Origin of the sequence: Nocardia canadensis (genome assembly GCF_032656385.1) — a bacterium.
GTDB lineage: Bacteria > Actinomycetota > Actinomycetes > Mycobacteriales > Mycobacteriaceae > Nocardia > Nocardia canadensis.
The window spans coordinates 198,051-220,657 of sequence record NZ_JAVCWB010000001.1 but is presented as its reverse complement, the minus strand read 5'-3'; the positions used below and the strand labels follow the sequence as shown (position 1 = coordinate 220,657).

Here is a 22,607-nt window from a genome sequence, read left to right as displayed (position 1 = left end):
CTTGCCGAGAAGTCCGTACGGTCGGTTCCGCCCAGCGATCGGCCGCCCGACGTGAACCGCCCCACAGCCGTCGCGGGTGCGTGCGGGGTGCGGTTCGAGCGCATAAACTGTCTGGGACGTAGCCGGATGATGACCGAGAGGTGTTGTTTCGATGGGATCCCGGACGGTGGTCGCCGACGTCGCCGACGAATTGGCGCGCCGGGTCGCGACCGGCGAATACCGGCCCGGCGAACTGATGCCGTCGGTCCGCCAGGTCGCCGACGAATTCGGGATGAACCGGGCCACCGCGCAACTCACCCTCGGCAGGCTGGAGTCCTACGGCTTCGTCGAGGCCCGGCGCGGCAAAGGTTTCACCATCCGTGACGTCAGGGAAGAGGGCGGCATGGATGTCTATCGGCATCTGTTCCGGTTCTCCGTCACCGCGCCCGCCGTCGCCGCCGAGATGTTCACCGACATCGTCGAGGTGGAGCGCGGCATCGTGCTCGAGGCGTTGCTCGGCTACACCGCCGCCGAGAAGGTGCTCGATTCGGCGGAGCTCGCCGCCGCCGTCGACGAGCTCGAGGCGATGGCCCGGCAGAGCGTGCCCGACCACGTCCGGATCATCACCGCCGAGATCGCGCTGGTGCGCAAGTTGCTGGGCGTGCTCGGGATGAGCATGCAACGCGCCGTGCTGAATTCGGTCGCCGACATGGTCACCGAGGTGCCCGAGGCGGTCGCCGCCTACTTCGCCGTCGCCGCCGATCTGCACGTGCTCGTCTGGCGCGCGCTGCTAGCGGTGTGGGACGCCGACTCGGGCCCGTCCGAGGCGCAACTGGCCCTGTTCGAGGACCTGTTCGCGCTCTACCACCAGAAGGTCATCGCCCGCTTCGACGAACTCGTCGGCGCGACGCCGATCGAAACCACGGCCGCGACCGCCTGACCGCATCGTCTCAGCTGTCTGGGTCGGCGGGCTTGGTGGTCTCCACCTGGTGATACCACGGCAGGTGATGGCCCTGCGGCAGCATCGAATCGATGATGGGGCCGACATGCGGTGTCCGCGTCGAGGACAGGCCGGAGCCGACCATCACCCCGAGCGCGATCGACATCACCGACAGCAGCGCCGACACCACCACCTCGAGTCCGCTCGCCGCCGTGGTGCCGGTGGTGTGCAGAACCACCTCGGAGATCCCGGTCAGGCTGATGCCGCCCGGCACCAGCATCCAGAACGCGGGCAGGAAGGCCACCTGCCGCGGCGGGGCGTGCTTGCGGCCCTGGATCAGATACGCGGCGGGCACCGCGATGAGACCACCGAGGAACGCGCCGGTCAGCGGCCCCGACAGCGTCTTACCGACGAACTGCGCCAGGTAGGTGACGTAGAGGACCAGCAGCAGCCACCCCACCGAGTTCTGCGGCGCGCTCGATCGCCAGGAGTGTCCGAACCCGATCAGCAGCACCCCGATCACCGGCGCCCACCAGCCCAGCTGGGCCTGGCTCACCGCCGGATTCGACAGCGGTCCCAGCAGACTGATGCCCACGTAGAGGCCGAGGGCGAGCAGGAACAGCATGTTGATGCCGTAGACCACCCGGCTCGCGCCCGCGACCATCGACCCGGTCGCCAGCTCGATCGTGCCGTTGGTGAGCATCGCGCCCGGCAGCAGCGTGGCGATCGCCGGGATCACCAGCTGGGTCGGCTGACCACCCGACAGCGTGCCGGGAAAGCCGAACGCCAGCACCGCGACCAGCGCCGCCGCGACCACCGGCAGTGCCAGCGACAGCAGCCGCACCTTATCGGCGAGCTGGGTCAGCGCGCCGACGACGAGCCCGAGCACCACATAGCCCACCAGCGCCCTGGCCGCCGGATTGAGCATCATCCCCAGCCCGACGGTCAGCACCACCTGGCCGAGCAGGATCAGCCACGGCGGGCTGCCCGGTTCGGCCGACAGGATCGCGTCGAGCTCCTTCGACGCTTCCGTCGGCGGCGGCGCGTCCGCCTCGATGTGGTCGATGAGCCGGTAGAGCCCCGCGATCTGGTCCAGCGGCAGCGTGCCGACCGAGGCGTCGAGCATGTCGATCGCGGACCCGTCCGGGGTGCGCACGCGCACGAACACCGCGGTGGGCAGGACCATGAAGTGGATGTTGTCGGTGCCGTAGCGCTTGGACAGTTTGTCCAGGATCTCCTGCACGCGTGCCGAGGTCTCGCTGGCGCCGACGAGTGCCACGCCGATGCGGCACAGCAGATTCAGCAGGTCGGCGGGTACCGGCGGGTCGGCCGGACGCGGCGGCGCGGGCGGGCCGGCGATGTAGTCGGCCCGCACCCGGGCGATGGCGCGGGTGACCCGGCGCCGCGTCGCTGCCCAGGAAGAGCTCTTGCCGTCCGAAGCCATGTCACCGCCGCAGTGTTTTCGGAGCGCTGGCGCGCTCGAGTCGCGGCCCCTGGGTCTCGCCGATCAGATGCCGTCGCTTGCTCCTGCATCGCTTGCGTAACGGCACCTGATCGGCGAGACGGCCGCGACGGCCGCTTCGCGGCCTGCCCCTCCGCGAGGTCGGGGCGTGCGGACCGGGTTCATCGGGGCCGGGTAGACCGGTAGCTGGAAGGCTACCCGAGCCCCGTCGCTCAGCCGTTGAGCTTGGTCAGCCGGTCGCAGGCGGTGACGTACTCCTCGACGAGCCGGTTGACCACGTCGGCACTGCGCTCGATCTTGTTCATCATGCCGACGACCTGGCCGACCGGGTTGAAGTTCACGTCCTTGGCCGCCTCGGGGTAGCGGTGGCCGCGCTTCACACCGTCGAGGGCCACCATCATCTGCAGCGGCATCGGCAGCGGGTCGGGGTTCTCGGTGTCCTCCCACGCGTCGGTCCAGTCGTTGCGCAGCATGCGGCAGGGCTTGCCGGTCCAGGAGCGCGAACGGATGGTGTCGTGGCTGGTGGCGTCGAGGTAGGTGTCCATCTGCGCGGGCGGCACATTGGCCTCCTCGACGGTCAGCCACAGCGAGCCGGTCCACGCGCCCGCCGCGCCCATCGCCAGCGCCGCCGCGACCTGCGCGCCGTTGCCGATGCCGCCCGCGGCCAGCACCGGCGTATCGCCGATGGCCTCGATGACCTGCGGCCACAGCACCAGCGAGGACACCTCGCCGCAGTGCCCGCCGCCCTCGGTGCCCTGGCAGACCACGAAGTCCAGCCCGGCCGCCTTGTGGTTCATCGCGTGCTTGACCGACCCGCAGAGCGCGCCGATCACCCGGCCGGAGTCCTGGATGCGCTTGACGACGTCCTCGGGCGGGGTGCCGAGGGCGTTGGCGACCAGCTTGGCCTTCGGGTGGTTCAGGATCACGTCGACCTGCGGGCCCGCGGTGGTCGCGGTCCAGCCGAGCAGCTCGTTGTGGTGCTCACCGTCGGGCAGCGCGGGTACGCCGTGGTCGGCCAGGATCTTCTGGGCGAAGTCGCGATGGCCCTGCGGAACCATCTGCGCCAGCTGCTTTTCCAGCTGCTCGGGGGTCAGGCCCTCGACGCCCTTGCCCTCGTACTTCGACGGGATCACCAGGTCGACGCCGTAGATGCCGTTGACGTGCTCATCGAGCCAGGCCAGCTCCACTTCGAGCTGTTCGGCGGTGAAGCCGACGGCGCCGAGCACGCCGAGTCCGCCCGCGTTGCTCACCGCAGCCACGACGTCGCGGCAGTGAGTGAAGGCGAAGATGGGGAACTCGATGCCGAGTTGTTCGCAGAATTCGGTACGCATACCGAACTGTAACACGTTCTAGTTTGCCCGATAAGGGGCAATTTTCAGGCGGCCGCGTCCTCCAGTTCGGTCAGCGAATCCTCCAGGTGATCGAGCAGTCGATGCAGGTCGGGTAGGGTGCGTCGGCAGCCGACCAGGCCGAAATCGAGGTTGTCGCCATTCGAGGTGAGGGTGATGTTCACGGCCTGGCCGTCCAGCGGAATGGACAGCGGGTAGCTCGCGTCCAGTCGCGCGCCGTTCCAATACAGCGGCTCCCGCGCGCCCGGCACATTCGAGATGACGATGTTGAACGGCGGCGTCGCCATCGAGGCGAAGCCGGGCAGCAGCATCGCCGCCATCGGGCTCAGCATCACCCCGGCGACGGCGAGCGTCTGCGCGGGCGTCAGCGAGCGGTAGACCTCCTTGTTGCGCCGGGTCGACTCGCTCACCACCCGCAGCCGCTCCAGTGGATCGGCGATGTCGGTGCCCAGATTGCACAGCAGGGCCGCGATCTTCACGCCCTGGGTGTCGGTGTCGTCCTCGTCGCGCAGCGACATCGGCACCATCGCGATCATCGGCTTGTCCGGCAGCGCGTCGCGTTCGAGCAGGTAGGCGCGCAGCGCGCCCGCCGACATCGCCAGCACCACATCGTTGACGGTGGTGCCGGTCGCCTTCTTCACCTGCTTGACGCGGTCCATCGACCAGGTGCGCACCGCGCATTTGCGGGCGCCGCCGATCGGCACGTTGAACAGCGTGCGTGGCGCCTCGAACGGCAGCGTCAACTGCTGCTGGAGCAGCCCGGTGCGGGTCGCCCGCATCAGCGCGGCGGTCGAGGAACTCGCCGCGCCGAGGCCGCCGAGCAGTCCGCCCAGCCGGGAGCGCTGTTCGCGCGGTGCGTCCGGACGCTGCTTGCGCGGGAGGTTCCACGGCGTCTTGATCTCGGTCGCGAACGGGTCGGTGGTGAGCGTGCGCCGCAGTAGACGCTGCGCGGAGACACCGTCGATCAGCGAGTGGTGCATCTTCGAGTAGAGCGCGAACCGGCCGTCGGCCAGGCCCTCGACGAAATGCATCTCCCACATCGGGCGATGTCGGTCGAGCAGGGCGCTGTGCAGGGTCGAGGCGTGGTCGAGCAGCTGCCCGATCCGCCCCGGCGCCGGTAGCGCGCTGCGCTGTAGGTGGAAGTCCAGGTCGACGTCGTCGTCCTGGGTCCAGGCCAGCTGGGGTGCGCCGAGCCAGGTGGCGGGGCGCTTGCGGAAGGTGGGCCGGAAGGTTTTGTCGGCGAGCAGGATATCGCGGAACTCGCGCAGATAGTCCGGGCCCGCGTCCTCGGGCGGCTCGAACAATTGCAGTGAGCCCACGTGCATCGGGTGCTCACGGGATTCCGCGAGCAGGAACAGCGCATCCAACGGCGCGATGAACTCCATAACAGATCGCCCCCTGACGAGAGTGGTTCGGTGCAAGTCTGTAGACGATCGACCACGCTGTCGGGTCGGCACGGTGACGCATCACATGCCGCTTTCCAAGTTACCCGGCTCACCCCGCTCGCGTCAGGTGAACGACCACACCGCCGTACTACCCGACCGGGGAGGCGCGTTCCGCGAACCCGACGGGATGCTCGAGCGGATCAGGCGCAGGGGGCGCCGATGCCGCGCTGGGGGGTCAGACCTGGGCGGGCGCGGCCTGACGCGTCTCGACCGTGGCGTCGGTGAGGTCGGCGAGGTCGGCGATGCGCAGCTCGGCGGTCTGGTGCTCGACCGCCGGCTCGAAACCCGTTTCCTCGACGGGAGTTTCGGCGACCGGCTCGGCGACCTGCTCCGCGACCGGCTCGGGCGCCTGCGGCTCGGGCGCCGGAACCGGCGCGACGGCAGGGCCTTTCGTGGTGGCGATGTCGATGCCCAGTTCGATCCTGGTGGTCTCCACCAGTGCCCGCTCCTGCTCGGCCGCGTGCCGCATGGCCTTCTGCCACAGCGACGCCATCTCCTCGAGCTCCTCGACCGTGGCCTCCACGTCGATGTGCAGCTTCAGTCGCTGCATGGTGATGTGCTGGGCGGCGGTGAGGGTGCGGAGCAGGTCTTCGCACTTGTTCGGGATCCGGCGGTGCGCAACGACCCGCAGCCGGGTCAGCATGCCGTTGGGGCGATCCCAGATCACCTTGTGGATCTGGGCGCCGACGCTGTCGATCTCCTCCGTGGTGACGAGGTCCCACTCCCCGCAGCTGGTCAGATCGGCGCGTACCGAGGCCGAGGTCTCGAGGATCGAGGCGACCGCAGCGAGCACCGCCTCCCGGCGCCACGCCTCGTGATCGCGCTGGTCACCCACCATGTTCGACAGCTCGACATTGCGCTGCGCGGCGTCGAGTGCCTGCCTGCCGCGCTCGTCGGCCGCCGCGATGCCCTCGCGGTGGGTGCGGTTGTTGGCGATGACACCGACCAGAACTGCGGCGGCGACGACGAGCGAACCGAGGAGTGGGAGCCACTGAGTCACCAGCCGATCATTGCACCGAGGCACCGCGCAGTCATCATGATCGGCGCGTTGCCTGGCGATGTCGTACGGAGTGTCGCGGTCAGCGGGACGTGGGAACGCGGTGCAGGAAGCCGACGAGCGGCGCCAGTTCGGGGATCTGCTCGGCGTCCGAAAGCGCTTGTTCCAGTACCCGATCGTGCGTGGGACGCGCCTTTTCGTAGGCGGCCCTGCCGGTTTCGGTGAGCTCGGTGTAGATGCCGCGCCGGTCGTCCGCGCACAACACCCGGACCAGGAACCCGCGATCCTCGAGCCGGTTCACCAGCCGGGTCGTCGCGCTGGCCGACAGCGCCGCCGCGCGGGCCAGCTGCGAGATGCGCATGTGCCAGCCGTCCTGGCGGGCCAGGGCGTCGAGCACCGTGAATTCGACGACCGACAGTGCGTGCTCGCGCACCAGCTCGCGCTCGAGTGCGGTCTCGATGTGCCCGTGCAGCGCGGCCAGGGTGCGCCAGCCGGTCGCCCGCACCTCGACGGCGTCATCCGCAATACCCATGCGCCGAGTATAGCTGGCGGTTGCAATAGAGCGCGTGTGCAACTATCGTCGCCTAGCGTTAGTTGCACACGCGTGTTATCGGCGTAGAACGGAAGGAAGCGCTCACATGCCACTCGGTCTCATCGCCCTCGCGCTCGGGGGCTTCGGCATCGGACTCACCGAGTTCGTCATCGCCGGTCTGCTCTCGGCGGTGGCCGCCGACATGGGCGTCTCCGTGCCGACCGCCGGCTATCTCATCTCCGGTTACGCGCTGGCCGTCGTCGTCGGCGCGCTGGCGCTCACCCCGGTGGTCAATCGCTGGCAGCCCAAGCGGGCATTGCAGCTGCTCATGGTGCTGTTCACGGTGGGCAACGCCGCCTCGGCGCTGGCGCCCGGGTACGCGGCGTTGCTCGGCGGACGCGTGCTGGCGGCCCTGGCGCACGGCGCGTTCTTCGGCATCGGCGCGGTCCTGGCGGCCTCGCTGGTGGCGCCGGAGAAGAAGGCGGGCGCCATCTCGATCATGTTCGGCGGGCTCACCATCGCCAATGTCCTCGGCGTTCCGCTGGGCACCTTCATCGGTCAGCAGTGGGGCTGGCGGGCCACGTTCGCGGTGATCACCGTCGTCGGACTGGTCGCGCTGGCGGGCATCACCGCCCTCGTGCCGGACGCGCCCGCGTCGAGCGCCCGGCCGAACCTGCGCGCCGAGCTGTCGGTGTTCGGCAACACCCAGGTCTGGTACTCGCTGGCGATGACCGTGCTCGTCTTCGGCGGCATGTTCGGCGCCTTCATGTACATCGAACCGCTGCTGACCCGGGTCACCGGATTCTCCGACGGCGTGGTGCCGTGGCTGCTGGTGCTCTTCGGCGTCGGGCTGTTCTTCGGCAATCTGTTCGGCGGCCGCTGGGCCGACCGCGCGCTGACCCGCACCCTGCTCGCGCTCACCGTTGCCCTCGGGCTCGCGCTGGTCGCGTTCGCGCTGCTGGCCGACCACGAGATCGCCGCGATCCTGCTGCTACCCGCCATGGGCTTCTTCGGGTTCGGCGCGACGCCCGGCCTGCAGATGCGCGTGCTCGAGCATGCGGCCGACGCGCCCACGCTGGCGTCCTCGGCGAACATCGCCGCGTTCAATGTCGGCAATTTCCTCGGCGTCTGGCTGTCGGGCCTGGCGATCGGCGCGGGCTTCGGTTGGGTCTCGCCGCTGTGGGTCGGCGCCGGATTCGCCGTCACCGGGCTGGTCGTGCTGATCGCGGCCACGCGAGCCGACGCGCCCGGGGTGCGGGAGTCTGTGGCCGTCTAGTCGGCGTGGCCGGATGTTGACGAAAGATGTCACTCCGGCCACTCGGCTGACTACCGTGCCAAATCATAGGATGACCCGGGCGAGTGCGGATCTCGCCGCGGAACGGAAACGGTGGTGATCGGTGAGTAAGCGCGGATGGGTGCTGTTCCTGGCGCTCGGCGTGATCTGGGGCGTGCCCTACGCGATGATCCGGATCGCGGTGGAGAGCATCGACCCGGTGGTCGTCGCCTTCGGGCGCACCGCGATCGGCGGACTGCTCCTGCTGCCGATCGCCCTGTATACCAATGCCTTCCGTGGCGTGCTCGCCCGCTGGCGAATGCTGCTGGCCTACACCGCGATCGAGATCGTCGGTCCTTGGGTGCTGCTCGGCTACGCCGAGCAGACCCTGCACAGCTCCACCGTCGGCCTGCTCGTGGCCGCGGTCCCGCTGATCGCGATCGTCATCGTGACGTTGCTCGGCCACGACCGCTTCGACGGCCGCCGCACGATCGGCCTGCTCATCGGCTTCGCCGGCGTCGCCGCGCTGGTCGGCCTGGATCTCGACCTGACCGACCCGATGGCGCTGACGGCCGTCGCGGTGACCACGGTCGGCTACGCCATCGGTCCGATCATCTACGACCGCACCCTGGCCGACCTGCCCGCGCTCGGCGTCGTCACGGCGTCGCTGCTGCTCGCCGCGCTCGTGTACACCCCGTTCACCGCCGCGTCCTGGCCCGCCCACATCCCCGCCGACGCCGCCTGGTCGATCCTCGGCCTGGCCGTGATCTGCACGGCCACCGCGTTTCTCGTCTTCTTCGCGCTCATCGCCGAGGTCGGCCCGGCGCGCGCCACCGTCATCACCTACATCAACCCCGCCGTCGCGATCGTGCTCGGCGTCGCCGCGCTGGGCGAACCGCTGACGATCGGCATGGCGATCGGGTTCCCGCTGGTCGTCATCGGGTCGATTATCGGCACCCGACGCACCACGCGGGTGCGCGACACGCTGCCCGCGCCGGTGCCCGAAGTCACCTCCTGACACGAAAATCCCCGGTGGGCAACGGATAACGCCGCCCACCGGGGATCGTTCGACCCGGATCAGTTCGTCGGTGCCGTGGTGGTCGTGGTGCTCGTCGGCGCGACGGTCGTGGTCGGAGCCACCGTCGTGGTCGGCGCGGGCGCCGAGGTGGTGGTCTTCGGCGCGGGGGCCTCGGCCTGGTTGGCCACCGGTTCCTGGGCCTGCGTCGTGGTCGACGGCGCGGTGGTCGACGGCGTCGTGGTGGACGGCGTCGTCGTCGTGCCGGTCGGCGAGGTGGTGGTCGGCGTCGTCGTCTCGGCGGCGCTGGTCGCCGCCTTCGACGTCGTGGTGCTCGCCGCCGCCGCGGTGGTGGTCGTGGCCGGCTTGGTCGGCGCGGCCAGCGCGGCGGTCACATCGGCATCGGTGGGCGCCGACTTGGTATCCACCGTCTCGCCCGCCTGCGCCTGCTTGGCCAGGTGGGTCAGCCACGCCGCGGCGTACTCGGCCGAGGTCATCGGCTTGCCGTTGGCGGCGTCGGAATCACGCCAGTAGTCGAAGTGATGACCGGTGCCGTTGGGGCCCAGCGTCAGCTGGTACGGGTCGCTCAACGCCACCGGGATGGTGTTCTGGTTCGTCACGATCAGCCCGACGATCTCGTTGAACACCTTCTGCGGCAGGTACGCCAGCGGCGAGACCTGCTCGGCCGCGATGGTGTCGGCCTTGGCGGGCGCCTTGATCTCGCCCGGCTTGTAGTCCGGATCCGACACCTTCAGCAGCACGTCGAGGAAGGTCTCGTCGCTGGCCATCCAGTTCGGGTTGGCGGCGATGTCGGAGAAGGCCGCCATCGCGATCCGGCCGAGGGTGAAGGCCATGTCCTGGCCGGTGGCCGGGGTCAGGCCGTCGCGCTGCAGGTCGTCGACGTTGATCTGGCGACCGACATTGGCGGCCAGCTGCAGCAGGGAGATGTTCTCCGGCGCCGCGCAGGTGAGGTCGCCCTCGGAGCAGAAGGAAGCGATCTTGCCGTTCAGCGCGCCGAAGCCGCCGCCGGTGGTCACGCCCTGACCCGAGATGGGCTTGGTGCCGTTCTGGTACTTCTGATCGAAGCCGTCCGGGTTGGCGAACGGGTCTTCGGCGCCGATGAAGGTGCCGTCGCCCGCCTTGCGACCGGCGTCGGCGAACATCACGACGCCGAGCACGTCGTCGGGATCGACGACCGAGTAGCCGTCGGCGGGGTCGTCGTTGCCGATGCCCTCGGCGACGCGACGCACGACGTCGGCGCCCTCGCTGTAGCCGACGATGGAGAACTTGGTGTCCGGGCAGGCGGCGGAGATCTCGCGCATCACCTGCTGGGTGTTGGCCACGCCCTGGTTGACCGCGTCCTCATAGGTCCGCATGTCCGCCGGGTAGGCGATGTAGATCGCCGCGTACTCGCCCTCGGCGAGGTCGTCACGCGGCGCGTTCACCACCGGATCGACCCACACGCTGCTGTGATCGCCCGACAGCGCGGCGGGCAGCGGGTTGCCGTTGGCGTCGAGCAGCATCGCCGTCGTGCCCTCGACCGGGGTGTCGTTGCGGCCGGCGACCGAGATGGTCACCATCTCGCGGCACTCGGTCACGGAGGTGGTGAGCTGGTAGGTGGGGGACTCGGGCTGCGACGTCACCGCGAACGACGCGGCGACGATGGCCGCGACACCCAGCGCCGCCGGTGCGGCGACAGCCGAAGCGATGCGATGTTTCGCAAGGAACTCGCGCAGTTTCATTGTGTGATCCCGTTCGAATGACCTACAGGTGGGCAGGCCCCCCGACGGGCCGTTTGTCACGACCTTTGTCGTCCCACCTCGCGAGATCGTTACTGGCGCGAACAGGAATCACGTGCCCCCGTTTCCGGGGGCATCCGGCCCAGGGCGCGTTCTTCGCGCTGGTAGTGGCCGTTCACTTAGCCGCCTCAGCGGGGTCCGTTGGTATTCAGGAACACGACGACGCCGTCCCCGAACGCGCCGTCGGCGTCGAGCGCGAGGGTCGCCGCCATCGCCTTCGCGGTGTACACGGGTTCGAGGTGCAGCCCGGCCTCGGCGGCCAGCGCGCCCGCCCGCTCGCCCTGCGGGGTGGGATGACCGTAGCCAGGGCCGAGCTGGTCCTCGACGAGGATCAACCGGTCGGCCGACAGCGTCAGCTCCGGCAGCCGCGCACCGCGTCTGCGCAGCAACGCCTCGGTCCGCCGGGCCGAGCGCAGCAGTGTCCTCGCGTCCAGCCGGAGCTGATCGTTGACGACCACCCCGACCACCCGCGTCGACAGCCCCGCCAGCTCGAGCCCGAGCAGCAGCCCGGCGGCGGTCCCGCCCGAGCCGATCGCGGTGACGATGTGCGTCGGCTCCGGCACGACCCCCGCCGCCACCTGATCGGCGAGTTCCAGCGCCGCCTCGACATAGCCGAGCACTCCGACCGTCGACGACCCACCGGCCGGCAGCAGGTACGGCGGCTTCCCGCCCGACGCGTGCTTGGCCAGCAGGTACGGCACCGCGGCGATCGTGCGTGCCTTGGTGTGCGTGAAATGCAGGGTGGCACCGCTGCGTTCGAGGCGCGCGAGCTGCGTCCGCACATGGTCGTCGACCGGCTGATCGACCAGCGCCAGCGCGGTGCGAAGCCCGTGCTCCCCGGCGTACAGCGCGGTCGCCAGACCCCAGTTCGTCCCGAGCCCGCCGACGGTCAGGATCGTGCGCCGTCCCCGCCGCAGGGCATCGGGCAGCAGCCACTCGAGCTTGCGCACCTTGTTCCCGCCCCACCCGCCGTCGCCGAACTCGCCGTCGTCGCTGAGCCACAAGCTGGCTCGGCCCACGGCGAGTTCAGGCAGCGGACGCAGCGGGGTCGGTCCGGTGCCCAGGCGCAGATGCGGCAGGGTGTCGTGGAGCTCCCCGAACCGTTGGTGCAGAAATGCGGTCATACCGTGACTAGATCATCACGCCCGTCACCGGTCGAGTCCCGCGACCTCGCGCACCGAGTCGGCGATGGCCCGGAAGTCCTTGCGCAGGATGGCGCCGTGGTTGCTCGCCACCTTCGCGCCGATGCGGATGTTCGGGTTGCGGGTGATCGCCGCGTCGAGTCCGCTGCGGATCTTCTCCTGCTCGTCACCCTTGCTGCCGAACGACGTGCCCGAGGCCACCACGTAGCGCACCGGCACGGTGATCGCGTCCAGCACCGGACTCAGCTCGCTGGTGCGGGACAGCTTGCCGAGCTCGATATTGCTCTCGGCCTGCTGGGCCGCGGTCATCCGCGGGGCCAGACCGGTCGGTCGCACCAGCGGCATGAACCAGCTCAGCCGCTTGAACAGGGTGCGGATCCGCTGCTCCATGGCGTCGTCGAGCCAGTCGTAGGGGAACGCGCCGTCGACGAGCACCGCGCCGATCGCCCGTTCCGGATTCCGTTCGGCCCAGTGCGCGCCCACGACCGCGCCGTAGGACCAGCCCACCACCAGCGCCCGGTCAACGCCCCTGGCCGCGAGCACCGCGTCGACATCCCGCACGGCGGCCTCGAACGAGTAGTCGGCGGACAGCTTCGACTTCTTGCCACGCGCCCGCTCGTCGAAGGTGATGTGCCGGAACCTGGGGCCCAGCTCGGCGATGGTCTTGCGCCAGTAGCCCTGGGTGGCGAACTGCCCGTTCAGGTAGAGCACCGGGATTCCGTCGCCCCCGGTATCGGTGACGGCCAGCGCCGTATCGTCGACGGCCACCATGCCGGTCCAGGCGGTGTTCGGGGCGGTGTGTCGTGTGGTCATTCGGGATCACCCTCTCGGCTCGTGCTCGTGATTGCGACTACTGTCGCGAGCCGACCTGACACCGCCCTGACATCCACCTGACGCGGGTGCTGATACCGCTGCGCGCGGTTTCCCGCCGTCTCGGCGAGAACGCCATAGAATTGGCTATTCGGTCGAACCATATTTCGGAGGACACCAGGACAGTCGGATTTCCAGGTAACCAGGAAAGGTGACCAATGTCGGTTTCTCGGAATGTTCTGGTGTTCGTCTGCACGCTGGGTCTCCTGGCGGCGGCGTGTTCATCGAACGACACTGCGAAAGATTCGAACTCCACCTCGAGCGCGCGCCCGACGTTCTCCAGTGACGACCCGGCGAAAGCCGACGCCATCATGCGGATCGTCGACGACTACATGGCGGAAGCGCACCTGAAATCGGTGATCGTGCGCGTGACGATCGACGGCAAGGAGATCGTCACCGCGGCCAGAGGCGAGTCCATGACAGGCGTGCCGGCCACCACCGACATGCATTTCCGCAACGGCGCCGTCGCGATCTCCTACGTGTCGACCCTGCTGCTGATCCTGGCCGACGAGGGAAAACTGAGCCTCGACGACAAAGTCTCGAAATACCTGCCCGACATTCCCAACGCCGACCGCGTGAATCTGCGGCAGCTGGCCCAGATGACTTCCGGCTATCACGATTTCGTGCTCGGAAACGAGAAATTCGCCGAGATCGCGTTCGCGGATCCGTACAAGGCGTGGACCACCGAGGAACAACTCGCCCTCGCGATCAACGACCCCCTGTGGTTCGAGCCCGGCACCAACTGGGCTTACGCGCACACCAATTACGTGGTCCTCGGGCTGGTGCTGGCGAAGGTCACGGGTACCTCGCTCGCGAATGCCTTGCAGGACAAGGTGCTCGGCCCGCTCGATCTGAAGAACACCGTGCCCAACCTCACGCCCTACATCCCCGAGCCGGTCCTGCACTCGTTCACCTCCGAACGCCGCGCGTACTTCGACCTGCCGCCCGACGTCCCGTTCTACGAGGAATCGACCTACTGGAATCCGTCGTGGACGATCAGCCACGGCGCGATCCAGACGAGCGACATCTACGACCTCGAACGCAGTGCCGTCGCCATCGGCAGCGGCGAACTGCTGTCCGAGGAGTCGTACCGGGCGATGACCACCACCGACCTGCGCGGCAAGACGACAACGGTCCCCGGCTGCGTCAACTGCCGCCCGCTCGACGACTTCCAGACCTATGGTCTGGGCCTGTGGCTCACCGGCGACTGGTCCTACCAGAACCCGCTGTTCTTCGGCGGTGCCGCGGTCAACGCCTACCTGCCGTCGAAGAAGATCGCGATCGCGGTCGCCGTCACCTTCCTGCCCGAGGCCTTCAGCTCCTCGGGCGGCTACACCAACGGCGGCGACGCGCTGTTCCGCAAGATCGGCGCCTACCTCGCCCCCGACGACGCCCCGCCGGTCAAGAAGGACGTTCCGCCGCAGGGCGGGTCGTAGCCGATGGCCGACTGGGACGGCGCGGGCTACGCCCACATCAGCGCACTCCAGCGGACGATGGCGACGGACGCGGTGGCGTCCGTCGTCGTGACGGGCGCCGAGCGCGTGCTCGACGTGGGGTGCGGCGACGGCTATGTGACGCGGCTGATCGCGGCGCGAGTGCCCGGCGGCTCCGTCCTCGGCGTCGACCCGTCGCCCCGGATGATCGAGGTCGCCCGCACGGCCGACGACCAGCTCACCAACGTCGCCTTCCAGGTCGGCGACGTCACCACCATGACCTTCGACGCCGACTTCGACCTCGTGGTCTCGTTCAACGCCCTGCACTGGGTCGTCGACCAGGAGACCGCCTACCGCCACATCGCCGCGGCCCTCGCACCCGGCGGACGGGTGCTCGCGCAGTACGTCTGCGCCGGACCACGCCCGAGCATCGAGGACATCGCGATGGCGGTCACCGGCGACGCGCGCTGGTCGGCGGCCTTCGCCGATTTTCCCCGCCCCTACGTGCACATCGAACCCGACGCGTTGCCCGCGATCGCGGCGAACGCCGACCTCGAAGTCACCGCGCGATCCGTGACCGACCGGGAATGGGACTTCGGCTCGCGCGAAGCCTTCGCCCGTTGGTGCACAGTCGGTTTCGCGGACTGGACCGCCCGCCTCCCTGCCGCCGACGTCGCCGCCTTCGTAAACGAGGTCGTCGACCGCTACGAAGCGGTCATCGGCCGCCCCGGCCTGTTCCGTTTCCTTCAGCTGCGCGCCGAACTCTCACGACGTGTGAACGGGTAAGCGCCCCAGGCCATATCACCAGAGGTCGACCCGCTGCGACCGCTGCGGCACATCGAATCCGGCGACGTGCCTGCGCACCAGCCTCGGCGTCTCGGCGCCTGTGGAGAATCGCCACCCAGCAGCCCGAACACCCCCAATACACCCCGCGGGTCGTCGTCGGCCGCGTGCCAGGTCCGCCCATCACGGAGCAGTCTCATCACCGCAGCAGGATCGCTAACACGTCAGGGGCGGTGAATCGGCGGCCATATGCGGTGTCGCCGTGTTGGCGAAGAACTTCTGCTTCGATCAGCTGCCCCACGAGGGCGTTGGCTCGCGTGTAAGTCACCTGGAGGTGACGTTCAACGTTGCGCACAGTGAAGATCGGCTGCGCAAGGGCGAAATCAACCAGCCGAGTGGCGTTTTCGGCACGTAGCCCGGCCGCGCGGACCTTCTGCTTGAGGACCTGCTGCACACGTAGCAAGTCGGTGAGCTGGGTTGCGGTCGTGGTCGCCGCCGAGGCGACGCCATCGGCGAAAAACCTGATCCAGCCGTCCCAATCGCCAGTCTGACTAACCGCCAGGAGCCGGTCGTAGTACTCGGCACGCCGTGCTTCGAACCATGCAGAGACGGTCAATAATCCATTGAAACGCGTGTTCGGCGGCAAACACGTAGTTGAACACCTCGCGCACGGCCGCATCGTCGGGTTGTTCGGCAGTGTCGACTCCGAGCACATCCTCCAGCGGTGCGAATGTTCCCTCGAGCGCCGACGTGCTCTGCGCCTCTTGACGGAGGGTCGGTTGTCGAAGCAATGCCGGGTTGGGGAGCTGGCGAGCGGAGGCGTCAAGGGCGGCGAGCGCGGCTCGGGCCCTAGCGACGGCGTTGAAAGTCGCGACGCTCAACTCAGGGGTGTCGTTCGGCAAGTTGTTGGGCACGAAAGCGACATGTGACCACGCGCCCCATCGCGGGTCGGTTCCGCCGATCGGTACAAGGACGCCCGTGGGGCTGTTGGCGAACATATCTGTGCGCACAATGTAAGTCTATCGTTGATTGGCTTACATTTGATGTTGTTATGGTCGTCGAAATGTAAGTCGCTGGGTGGCTGCTGGCTGACGTCAGCCCCTGGCCATGTCCACGAAACGGCTCAGGTGGAGCTGGTGGGCGACGGTGATGGTGGCGGTGGGGCCGTTACGGTGCTTGCCGACGATGAGGTCGGCTTCGCCGCCGCGCGGGTCGTCGCGTTCGAAGGCGTCGGGGCGGTGCAGCAGGATGACCATGTCGGCGTCCTGTTCCAGCGAGCCGGACTCACGGAGGTCGGACACCATGGGGCGCTTGTCGGTTCGCTGTTCCGGACCACGGTTCAGCTGCGAGATCGCGATGACGGGAACCTCGAGTTCCTTGGCCAGCAGCTTGAGATGTCGCGAGAATTCCGAGACTTCCTGCTGTCGCGATTCGACCTTCTTGCCCGAGCTCATCAGCTGCAGGTAGTCCACCACCACGAGTTTCAGGTCATGGCGCTGCTTGAGCCGCCGCGCCTTGGCCCGGATCTCCATCATGGTCAGGTTCGGCGAGTCGTCGACGAACAACGGCGCCTCACTGATCTCGCTCATCCGCCGAGCCAGCTTGGTCCAGTCGTCGTCACTCATCCGCCCCGACCGCATATCACCGAGCTTGATCTTCGCCTCCGCCGACAACAGACGCATGACGATCTCGGTCCGGCTCATCTCGAGCGAGAAGATGACACTCGCCATCCCATGCTTGATCGAGCAACTCCGCATGAAATCCATTCCCAGCGTGGAGTTGTGGGTCGGGACCATCGAGCGGCCGGCCAGGTAGAGGTGATCGGCATTGTCGACCTCGACGCAGCGCACGGGGACGGAATCAATGGGGCGCACGTCGACGATGTAGCGCGAGTTCGACCGTGCGGTGTTGCGTGCGGCGCGGCGTTCCTTGTGCAGCAGCGCCTTCCGGTGCAGGCCGAACACCTCGTCATCGGTGGCGAAGGTGAGTGTGTAGCAGGTCGACGACTGCTCGGACCGGCCGCGCACCCGCTGGGTGGTGACCCCGCAGCGGTAGCCGAGGCCGACGACGAGTTCCTCGACATCACGGAACAGGCGCTCGTCGGTGACGGCGAACTGCACGGACCCGTCGAGCGTGACGGTCCCGTCGGTGTCGAGCAGGCCGGCCAGCAGCGCCCGGCGCTGCGCTTCGGAAGCGCGCAGGTAGTCGGTCGGGATGTGCTTGTCGCCCAGCACCGAGAGGGTGCGCAGCCGGGCCTGCACACTGCCCGCCGAGTTCCGGCACACCTGGCACAGCCGCAGGCCGATCGACGGGCCGCCGCACTGGGCGCAGGTCGGCGCCGGGACCGGGTCGGAAACGAATCGCGCTTTCTCACCGCAGGAACGGCCACAGGTGCGGACCTCGCTGGTGAACGGCACGAACTCGGTACCACACACCACGCAGGCACGGGCCCGCACCGGTTCGGGGGCGGGCAGCGTGAGCTGGTAGCGGCCGGGCGCGGACGGCGAGGGCGCCGCGACGATGCCTTCGCCCTCGATCCGCGCGACGATCTCCGGGTCGAAGCACGTCAGCTGCGCGGCCGCGGCGGTGCCGTCGCCCAGCCAGGCACCGAGGGTGTACGGCGGTACCAGCAGATCGCGGGTGGGCAGCTGTAGCGGCCGGGTGTTCGTGACGGAATGGTTGAGCCTGCGGTCGGCGGTGGCGCAGCGCAGGGTGTTCGCGATCTCGGCGGTGGTGCGAACGCCGGCCGCCACCGGAGTGCGCCGCGGTCGGCCCGCGGCCGCTTCCTGCGCGGATCGCCGGGACTCCCGAGTCTCGGTGAGCCACTGGTGCTGTTCGTCGGCGACGAGCACCGTCCCATCGGAGAATTCGACTTCATAGCAGGGTCGGCCGGTCATGACCTCGGTCGCGGCGACCACCCGGGTGGGGTGGCCGTCGGCGTCGAGCAGCTCGTCACCGACGCGGACCTCGCCCATCGTCGTCCACCCGGTCGGCGTCGGCAGCGGGGTGTCCAGCGCCAGCGCCTTACCGACACCGGGGCGGGCGGCGACGATGATCATCTGGCCTGCGTGCAGGCCGTTGGTGAGTTCGTCGAGTTCGGTGAAGCCGGTGGGGACGCCGAGGGAGATGCCGCCGCGGGAGGCGATGGAGTCGATCTCGTCCATGGTGGGCTGGAGGAGTTCTTCCAGCGGGGTGAAGTCCTCGGTGGTGCGGCGCTCGGTGACCTCGTAGATCTCGGCCTGGGCGCGGTCGACGACCTCGGCGACGTCCTGGCCGTCGGCGCCCGCGTAGCCGAACTGGACGATGCGGGTGCCCGCCTCGACGAGGCGGCGCAGGATGGCCTTCTCGGCGACGATCTCGGCGTAGAAGCCGGCGTTGGCGGCGGTCGGGACGGTCTGGGTCAGAGTGACCAGGTAGGGCGGGCCGCCGATGCGCTTGAGCTCGCCGCGGCGGTCGAGGCCCGCGGCGACGGTGACGGGGTCGGCGGGTTCGCCGCGGCCGTACAGGTCGAGGATGGTGTCGTAGACGGCCTGGTGGGCGGGGCGGTAGAAGTCGCCGGGGCGCAGCACCTCGACCACGTCGGCGATGGCGTCCTTGCTCAGCAGCATGCCGCCGAGCACCGACTGCTCCGCGGCCATGTCGTGCGGGGGCTGGCGGCCGAAGTCCTCGCCGGGGGGTTCGGGCGGGAAGTCCGTATGCGCGCGGTCACCGGTGGTAGTCACCAGAATCGACCGTCCTCTCTGCCCGCAGAACCGGGGGTTTCACATCGATGAACTCGTTGTACTCCCGGGCACCGACACGGATGTCAGCAATCGGTTGCCTGCGTGATTCCCGGGGTCGCGCGCAGGGCGATGCGACGAACCTAGGCGACGTTTCGGGGCGCCGCCAACCCCATATGTGCACACAACTGTGGATAACTTGGGGGTAGTTCACCCAGTGTTGTGCAGCTCCTGTGGAAAACGTGGGGAAAACCCAGGTCAGTGCAGTGGAACGCCCTGCTAGGCCCCGTTTTACCCAACTCTCCACCTGTGGATGAAAGAAGTTCCGGCGTGTCGGTCAAGGTGAACGGCCGGGCGTGTTGGGTAAACAGCGATGGTGCAGGCTATGACTGGAGTCACAAATCTGCCGGTCGGTTTCGGCAACCATCCACAGGCTTAATAACGGGAGGTCAGCGGATTGCCGACCGTCGGCCGCCTACTGTGACCTGCGCGGGAGTGATCTCCGGCTACCGACCAGTTATCGCTATATGGCCCGCGAAAAGGCAACGAGAAACCACCCCCGTGTCGAACACGGGGGTGGTTCTCAGCGAACTCAGTTCGCGGCAACCTCGAGGTTGAACTTGGCAGCCACGTCGGGGTGCAGGTGCACCACGATGCCGTGCTTGCCGGTCGCCTTGATGTGCGACTTCGGCAGCTCGATGCTGCGCTTGTCCACCACGGGGCCACCGGCGGCCTTGATGGCGGCGGCGACATCGGCGGTGGTGACCGAGCCGAACAGCTTGCCGCTGTCGGCGGTCTTCACGGCCAGCGAGACCGACTCCAGGCCCTCGATGGCCTGCTTCAGCTCGTTGGCGTGATCGAGGTCGCGCACCTTGCGGGCGTCCTGCGCCCGGCGGATGCCCTCGACCTGCTTCTGGGCGCCACGGGTGGCCACGATGGCCAGACCGCGGGGCAGCAGGAAGTTGCGGCCGTAGCCGTCCTTGACCTCGACGAGATCGCCCGGGGCACCGAGGTTGTCGACATCAGCGGTGAGGATGAGCTTCATCTGTCTGACTCCCTTTCTCAGCGAGCGGTCGACACGTAAGGCAGCAGGGCCACCTCACGCGAGTTCTTGACGGCGACAGCGATATCACGCTGGTGCTGGACGCAGTTGCCGGTGACGCGGCGGGCGCGGATCTTGCCGCGATCGCTGACGTACTTACGCAGCAGCGTGGTGTCCTTGTAATCGATATTGACGATTCCGGACTTGCTCTCCTTGCAGAAAGTGCAAGCCTTCTTCTTCAGCACCTTTTCGCGCGCGGGCGCTTTAGGCATGGTCTTCTCTCCGTACTATGAGTGCCGTTCCTCAGAACGGCGGTTCGTCATCCATGCGGCCGCCGCCCCCGAAGGAGCCGGCCGCGGGCGCGCTACCCCACGGATCGTCGTTGCCGGCGTTTCCGCCGCCCGACTGTCCGCCGCCGTTGTTGGCGTTGTAGCCGCCTGCGCTTGCACCACCACCGGCATTGCCGGAACCGCCACCGAAGCCACCGCCTCCGCCGCCGCGACCGGCCTTGGAGACCTTGGCAGTCGCGTAGCGCAGCGAGGGGCCGACCTCGTCGACCTCGAGTTCGACGACCGTGCGCTTCTCACCCTCGCGGGTTTCGTAGGAGCGCTGCTTGAGCCGTCCGCTCACGATCACGCGAGCGCCTCGGGTCAGGCTCTCGGCGACGTTCTCCGCTGCTTCACGCCAAATGTTGCAGCGCAGGAACAGGGCCTCGCCGTCTTTCCATTCGTTCGAATTGCGATCGAACACGCGGGGAGTCGAAGCGACGGTGAAATTCGCCACCGCTGCGCCCGCGGGCGTGAAACGAAGCTCAGGGTCTGCCGTCAAGTTTCCGATGACGGTGATGACCGTGTCGCCTGCCATGGGGGTTCCTCCTGCTCGGGGTGCAGTCCGCGTCTCGCTGTCGCGCTAGAGCCTAAAGATAGGTACCGACGAAAACGAGAGTTTGCTCTGCGGACTACTTGTCGTTGCGCAGAACCTTGGTGCGCAGCACCGTCTCGTTCAGGCCCAGCTGGCGATCGAGCTCGCTCACGGTGGCCGGGGTCGCGGTCAGTTCGACGACCGCGTAGATGCCTTCGGCCTGCTTGGCGATCTCGTAGGCGAGCCGGCGGCGGCCCCAGATGTCGACCTTGTCGACCTTGCCGCCCTCGGTCTTGACGACGTTGAGCAGGTTATCCAGGGACTGCCCGACGATGCGCTCGTCCAGGCTGGGGTCGAGGATGACCATCACTTCATAATGACGCACGGACCAATCACCTCCTGTGGACTAGGAAACGGCCATGGACTTTCCATGGCAGGAGGGTTCGTTGCGTCAGCAACCCGGTAAGGCTACATGAGCGGGCACTGAGCAGCGAAATCGATCTTCGCCGCGGGTGTGCGCGGGTGATCGGCGCGTCGCCGCATAATGTGGTCGCCATGACCACGGCCGCCGACGCGCAGCAGCGCACCGCACGCGGCGCGGCGCGGGCGACGGCCCTGACATTCCTCGTCGTGCTGCTGTGCGGGCTCACCCTCGCGATGGCCTATGCCAACAAGGCGCGATGCGCGGGCGGGGCGATCGACGAATCCGGTCGCAGCCAGATATTCGATGTCCGCAAGGATGCGGATGTCTGCTATTCGGATATCCAGTTCCTTTGGCTCGGCCGCGATATCGACAATCACGTCTTCCCGTACGTGGACGGCGGGATCACCGAGGACGGCGCGCTCACCGGCGGCGCGGTGGAGTACCCGGTGCTCAGCGGCGTGCTCATGTGGGCGGGCGCGATCGGGGTCACCAACGACGCGGATTTCCTCTGGCACTCGGCGCTGCTGCTCACGCCGTTCGCGCTGCTCACGGCCTGGATGCTGGTACGGCTGGCCGGCCCGGCCGCGCTGCTGTGGGCGATCGGGCCGCCGCTGGTGCTCTACGCCTTCCACAACTGGGAACTGCCGGTGGTGTGCACGGCGGTGGCGGCGGTCTACGTGATGACGATGCTGACCGGCCTGTCGGTGCGCACCCGCGGGATCATCGCCGCGGTGTTGCTCGCGCTCGGCTTCTGTCTCAAGCTCTATCCGGGCATCTTCGTGCTCCCGCTGGCGATGTACGTGCTCACCGAGGGCGCGCCGCGCGGCCCGCGCCGGCTGCGCGAGCTCGATGTGGCGGGCGCGGCGCAGACGCTGCTGGCGGCGATGGGCACGGTGGCCGCGGTGAATCTGCCGTTCATGGTGGCCGGTGTCGACGGCTGGCGCGCCTCGATCACCTTCCAGCAGCTGCGTCAGGCCGACATCACCACCAATTCGATCTGGTACTGGGGCCACCAGCTGATCTTCGGCCGCGACGCCGAGACGAGCACCACCTGGCATGACCTGGTCGCCATCGCCTCACCGGCGCTGATCCTGGCGTCGTTCGTGCTCGCGCTGTGGCTCGGCGTCCGCCGCTGGACCCCCACCTCCCCGTTCCCGTGGGTCGGTGTGAGCGGCGCGATGCTGTGCGGCTTCATGCTTTTCCACAAGGTCCACTCCCCCCAGTACACCCTGTGGATAATTCCGTTCCTGGTCCTGTTCGAGGTCCCGTGGTCGCTGGTGGCGGCCTACCTCGTCGCCGACGCGGCCGTCGGCATCGGCGTCTTCCGCTACTTCTACGCCCTTGGCGTCGGCGAGGGCGTCGACCTCACCGAGGGCATCGTCCAATTCGGCGTCTGGCTCCGCACCGCCCTGCTCATCGCCCTCTTCTTCCTCTTCCTCCGCGCCGAACTCCGCGACCGCCGCACCCCCACCCCGCATGAATCCCCCACCGCCGCACGAGAACTCCAAGCGGTGGGCTGACGAACGACAGCGGCGGCGGATC

Annotated in this window: 21 protein-coding genes; 6 read left to right on the top strand and 15 right to left on the bottom strand. The window is 68.3% G+C overall.

The window, feature by feature from the left end:
* Positions 1-151 precede the first annotated feature (151 nt).
* Positions 152-919, top strand: coding sequence for a GntR family transcriptional regulator (locus Q7X29_RS00995; RefSeq protein ID WP_218718388.1), 768 nt, complete (start codon positions 152-154; stop codon positions 917-919).
* Between the two features lie 10 nt (positions 920-929).
* Here the strand turns inward: Q7X29_RS00995 and Q7X29_RS00990 are convergent, their stop codons facing one another.
* The 5 genes from Q7X29_RS00990 to Q7X29_RS00970 all read right to left on the bottom strand — a co-directional run bounded on the left by Q7X29_RS00990 (position 930) and on the right by Q7X29_RS00970 (position 6,704).
* Positions 930-2,363, bottom strand: coding sequence for a threonine/serine exporter family protein (locus tag Q7X29_RS00990; protein WP_218718389.1), 1,434 nt, complete (start codon positions 2,361-2,363; stop codon positions 930-932).
* A gap of 230 nt (positions 2,364-2,593) precedes the next feature.
* On the bottom strand, positions 2,594-3,712 hold the full coding sequence (locus tag Q7X29_RS00985; protein WP_218718390.1) for an NAD(P)H-dependent flavin oxidoreductase: 1,119 nt from the start codon (positions 3,710-3,712) through the stop codon (positions 2,594-2,596).
* A 44-nt stretch (positions 3,713-3,756) separates the two neighbouring features.
* Positions 3,757-5,115 (bottom strand): WS/DGAT/MGAT family O-acyltransferase, encoded by a 1,359-nt coding sequence (locus tag Q7X29_RS00980; RefSeq protein ID WP_316573051.1) that lies wholly within the window; start codon positions 5,113-5,115, stop codon positions 3,757-3,759.
* Positions 5,116-5,350: 235 nt separating this feature from the next.
* Entirely contained in the window at positions 5,351-6,175 is an 825-nt protein-coding gene (locus tag Q7X29_RS00975; protein WP_218718392.1) for a hypothetical protein, read from the bottom strand.
* 79 nt (positions 6,176-6,254) lie between these two features.
* Entirely contained in the window at positions 6,255-6,704 is a 450-nt protein-coding gene (locus Q7X29_RS00970) for a MarR family winged helix-turn-helix transcriptional regulator (RefSeq protein ID WP_218718393.1), read from the bottom strand.
* 106 nt (positions 6,705-6,810) lie between these two features.
* Here Q7X29_RS00970 and Q7X29_RS00965 point away from each other — a divergent pair, with 106 nt between their 5' ends.
* Entirely contained in the window at positions 6,811-7,980 is a 1,170-nt protein-coding gene (locus Q7X29_RS00965) for an MFS transporter (RefSeq protein ID WP_218718394.1), read from the top strand.
* A gap of 121 nt (positions 7,981-8,101) precedes the next feature.
* The gene (locus tag Q7X29_RS00960) at positions 8,102-8,995 is read left to right on the top strand and encodes a DMT family transporter (protein WP_218718395.1); all 894 of its coding nucleotides are present in this window, start codon (positions 8,102-8,104) and stop codon (positions 8,993-8,995) included.
* Positions 8,996-9,054: 59 nt separating this feature from the next.
* Here Q7X29_RS00960 and Q7X29_RS00955 read toward each other — a convergent pair whose 3' ends face one another.
* The 3 genes from Q7X29_RS00955 to Q7X29_RS00945 form a co-directional block, all read right to left on the bottom strand.
* On the bottom strand, positions 9,055-10,734 hold the full coding sequence (locus Q7X29_RS00955; protein ID WP_316573050.1) for a cutinase family protein: 1,680 nt from the start codon (positions 10,732-10,734) through the stop codon (positions 9,055-9,057).
* Between the two features lie 185 nt (positions 10,735-10,919).
* The gene (locus tag Q7X29_RS00950) at positions 10,920-11,915 is read right to left on the bottom strand and encodes a 1-aminocyclopropane-1-carboxylate deaminase/D-cysteine desulfhydrase (protein WP_316573049.1); all 996 of its coding nucleotides are present in this window, start codon (positions 11,913-11,915) and stop codon (positions 10,920-10,922) included.
* Between the two features lie 24 nt (positions 11,916-11,939).
* Positions 11,940-12,746 (bottom strand): alpha/beta fold hydrolase, encoded by an 807-nt coding sequence (locus tag Q7X29_RS00945; protein ID WP_316573048.1) that lies wholly within the window; start codon positions 12,744-12,746, stop codon positions 11,940-11,942.
* A 215-nt stretch (positions 12,747-12,961) separates the two neighbouring features.
* Here Q7X29_RS00945 and Q7X29_RS00940 point away from each other — a divergent pair, with 215 nt between their 5' ends.
* On the top strand, positions 12,962-14,239 hold the full coding sequence (locus tag Q7X29_RS00940; protein WP_218718399.1) for a serine hydrolase domain-containing protein: 1,278 nt from the start codon (positions 12,962-12,964) through the stop codon (positions 14,237-14,239).
* A 3-nt stretch (positions 14,240-14,242) separates the two neighbouring features.
* Positions 14,243-15,022 (top strand): class I SAM-dependent methyltransferase, encoded by a 780-nt coding sequence (locus Q7X29_RS00935; RefSeq protein WP_316573047.1) that lies wholly within the window; start codon positions 14,243-14,245, stop codon positions 15,020-15,022.
* 196 nt (positions 15,023-15,218) lie between these two features.
* On the opposite strand, the gene Q7X29_RS00930 is transcribed toward Q7X29_RS00935, so the two are convergent.
* The 7 genes from Q7X29_RS00930 to rpsF all read right to left on the bottom strand — a co-directional run bounded on the left by Q7X29_RS00930 (position 15,219) and on the right by rpsF (position 21,026).
* Positions 15,219-15,635 (bottom strand): Fic family protein, encoded by a 417-nt coding sequence (locus Q7X29_RS00930; RefSeq protein ID WP_316573046.1) that lies wholly within the window; start codon positions 15,633-15,635, stop codon positions 15,219-15,221.
* On the bottom strand, positions 15,571-16,017 hold the full coding sequence (locus Q7X29_RS33020; protein WP_394358654.1) for a Fic/DOC family N-terminal domain-containing protein: 447 nt from the start codon (positions 16,015-16,017) through the stop codon (positions 15,571-15,573). Before Q7X29_RS33020 ends, Q7X29_RS00930 begins: the two co-directional genes overlap by 65 nt.
* A 96-nt stretch (positions 16,018-16,113) precedes the next feature.
* Positions 16,114-18,741: a replicative DNA helicase gene (dnaB, locus tag Q7X29_RS00925; protein ID WP_316573045.1), complete on the bottom strand. Its 2,628-nt coding sequence runs from the start codon at positions 18,739-18,741 to the stop codon at positions 16,114-16,116.
* Between the two features lie 589 nt (positions 18,742-19,330).
* Entirely contained in the window at positions 19,331-19,783 is a 453-nt protein-coding gene (rplI, locus tag Q7X29_RS00920) for a 50S ribosomal protein L9 (protein ID WP_218718403.1), read from the bottom strand.
* 17 nt (positions 19,784-19,800) lie between these two features.
* Positions 19,801-20,052, bottom strand: coding sequence for a 30S ribosomal protein S18 (rpsR, locus tag Q7X29_RS00915; protein ID WP_019050001.1), 252 nt, complete (start codon positions 20,050-20,052; stop codon positions 19,801-19,803).
* 31 nt (positions 20,053-20,083) lie between these two features.
* A complete protein-coding gene (locus Q7X29_RS00910) occupies positions 20,084-20,644 on the bottom strand; it encodes a single-stranded DNA-binding protein (RefSeq protein WP_218718404.1) in 561 nt (186 codons plus the stop codon).
* A 94-nt stretch (positions 20,645-20,738) separates the two neighbouring features.
* Positions 20,739-21,026, bottom strand: a complete 288-nt coding sequence (gene rpsF / locus Q7X29_RS00905; RefSeq protein ID WP_022565973.1) for a 30S ribosomal protein S6 — start codon at positions 21,024-21,026, stop codon at positions 20,739-20,741.
* 170 nt (positions 21,027-21,196) lie between these two features.
* Between rpsF and Q7X29_RS00900 the strand changes: the two genes are divergently transcribed.
* A complete protein-coding gene (locus Q7X29_RS00900; protein WP_316573044.1) occupies positions 21,197-22,585 on the top strand; it encodes a glycosyltransferase family 87 protein in 1,389 nt (462 codons plus the stop codon).
* Positions 22,586-22,607: the final 22 nt, after the last annotated feature.

Excerpts from the sequence above, each read along its gene's own strand:
- Q7X29_RS00965 (WP_218718394.1), top strand. The coding sequence starts at position 6,811 with ATGCCACTCGGTCTCATCGCCCTCGCGCTCGGGGGCTTCGGCATCGGA.
- Q7X29_RS00900 (WP_316573044.1), top strand. The coding sequence starts at position 21,197 with ATGACCACGGCCGCCGACGCGCAGCAGCGCACCGCACGCGGCGCGGCG.
- rplI (WP_218718403.1), bottom strand. The coding sequence starts at position 19,783 with ATGAAGCTCATCCTCACCGCTGATGTCGACAACCTCGGTGCCCCGGGC.
- Q7X29_RS00950 (WP_316573049.1), bottom strand. The coding sequence starts at position 11,915 with ATGACCGCATTTCTGCACCAACGGTTCGGGGAGCTCCACGACACCCTG.
- Q7X29_RS00970 (WP_218718393.1), bottom strand. The coding sequence starts at position 6,704 with ATGGGTATTGCGGATGACGCCGTCGAGGTGCGGGCGACCGGCTGGCGC.
- rpsR (WP_019050001.1), bottom strand. The coding sequence starts at position 20,052 with ATGCCTAAAGCGCCCGCGCGCGAAAAGGTGCTGAAGAAGAAGGCTTGC.
- Q7X29_RS00995 (WP_218718388.1), top strand. The coding sequence starts at position 152 with ATGGGATCCCGGACGGTGGTCGCCGACGTCGCCGACGAATTGGCGCGC.
- Q7X29_RS00955 (WP_316573050.1), bottom strand. The coding sequence starts at position 10,734 with ATGAAACTGCGCGAGTTCCTTGCGAAACATCGCATCGCTTCGGCTGTC.
- Q7X29_RS00985 (WP_218718390.1), bottom strand. The coding sequence starts at position 3,712 with ATGCGTACCGAATTCTGCGAACAACTCGGCATCGAGTTCCCCATCTTC.
- Q7X29_RS00940 (WP_218718399.1), top strand. The coding sequence starts at position 12,962 with ATGTCGGTTTCTCGGAATGTTCTGGTGTTCGTCTGCACGCTGGGTCTC.
- Q7X29_RS00980 (WP_316573051.1), bottom strand. The coding sequence starts at position 5,115 with ATGGAGTTCATCGCGCCGTTGGATGCGCTGTTCCTGCTCGCGGAATCC.
- Q7X29_RS33020 (WP_394358654.1), bottom strand. The coding sequence starts at position 16,017 with ATGTTCGCCAACAGCCCCACGGGCGTCCTTGTACCGATCGGCGGAACC.
- Q7X29_RS00910 (WP_218718404.1), bottom strand. The coding sequence starts at position 20,644 with ATGGCAGGCGACACGGTCATCACCGTCATCGGAAACTTGACGGCAGAC.
- Q7X29_RS00990 (WP_218718389.1), bottom strand. The coding sequence starts at position 2,363 with ATGGCTTCGGACGGCAAGAGCTCTTCCTGGGCAGCGACGCGGCGCCGG.
- Q7X29_RS00935 (WP_316573047.1), top strand. The coding sequence starts at position 14,243 with ATGGCCGACTGGGACGGCGCGGGCTACGCCCACATCAGCGCACTCCAG.
- Q7X29_RS00945 (WP_316573048.1), bottom strand. The coding sequence starts at position 12,746 with ATGACCACACGACACACCGCCCCGAACACCGCCTGGACCGGCATGGTG.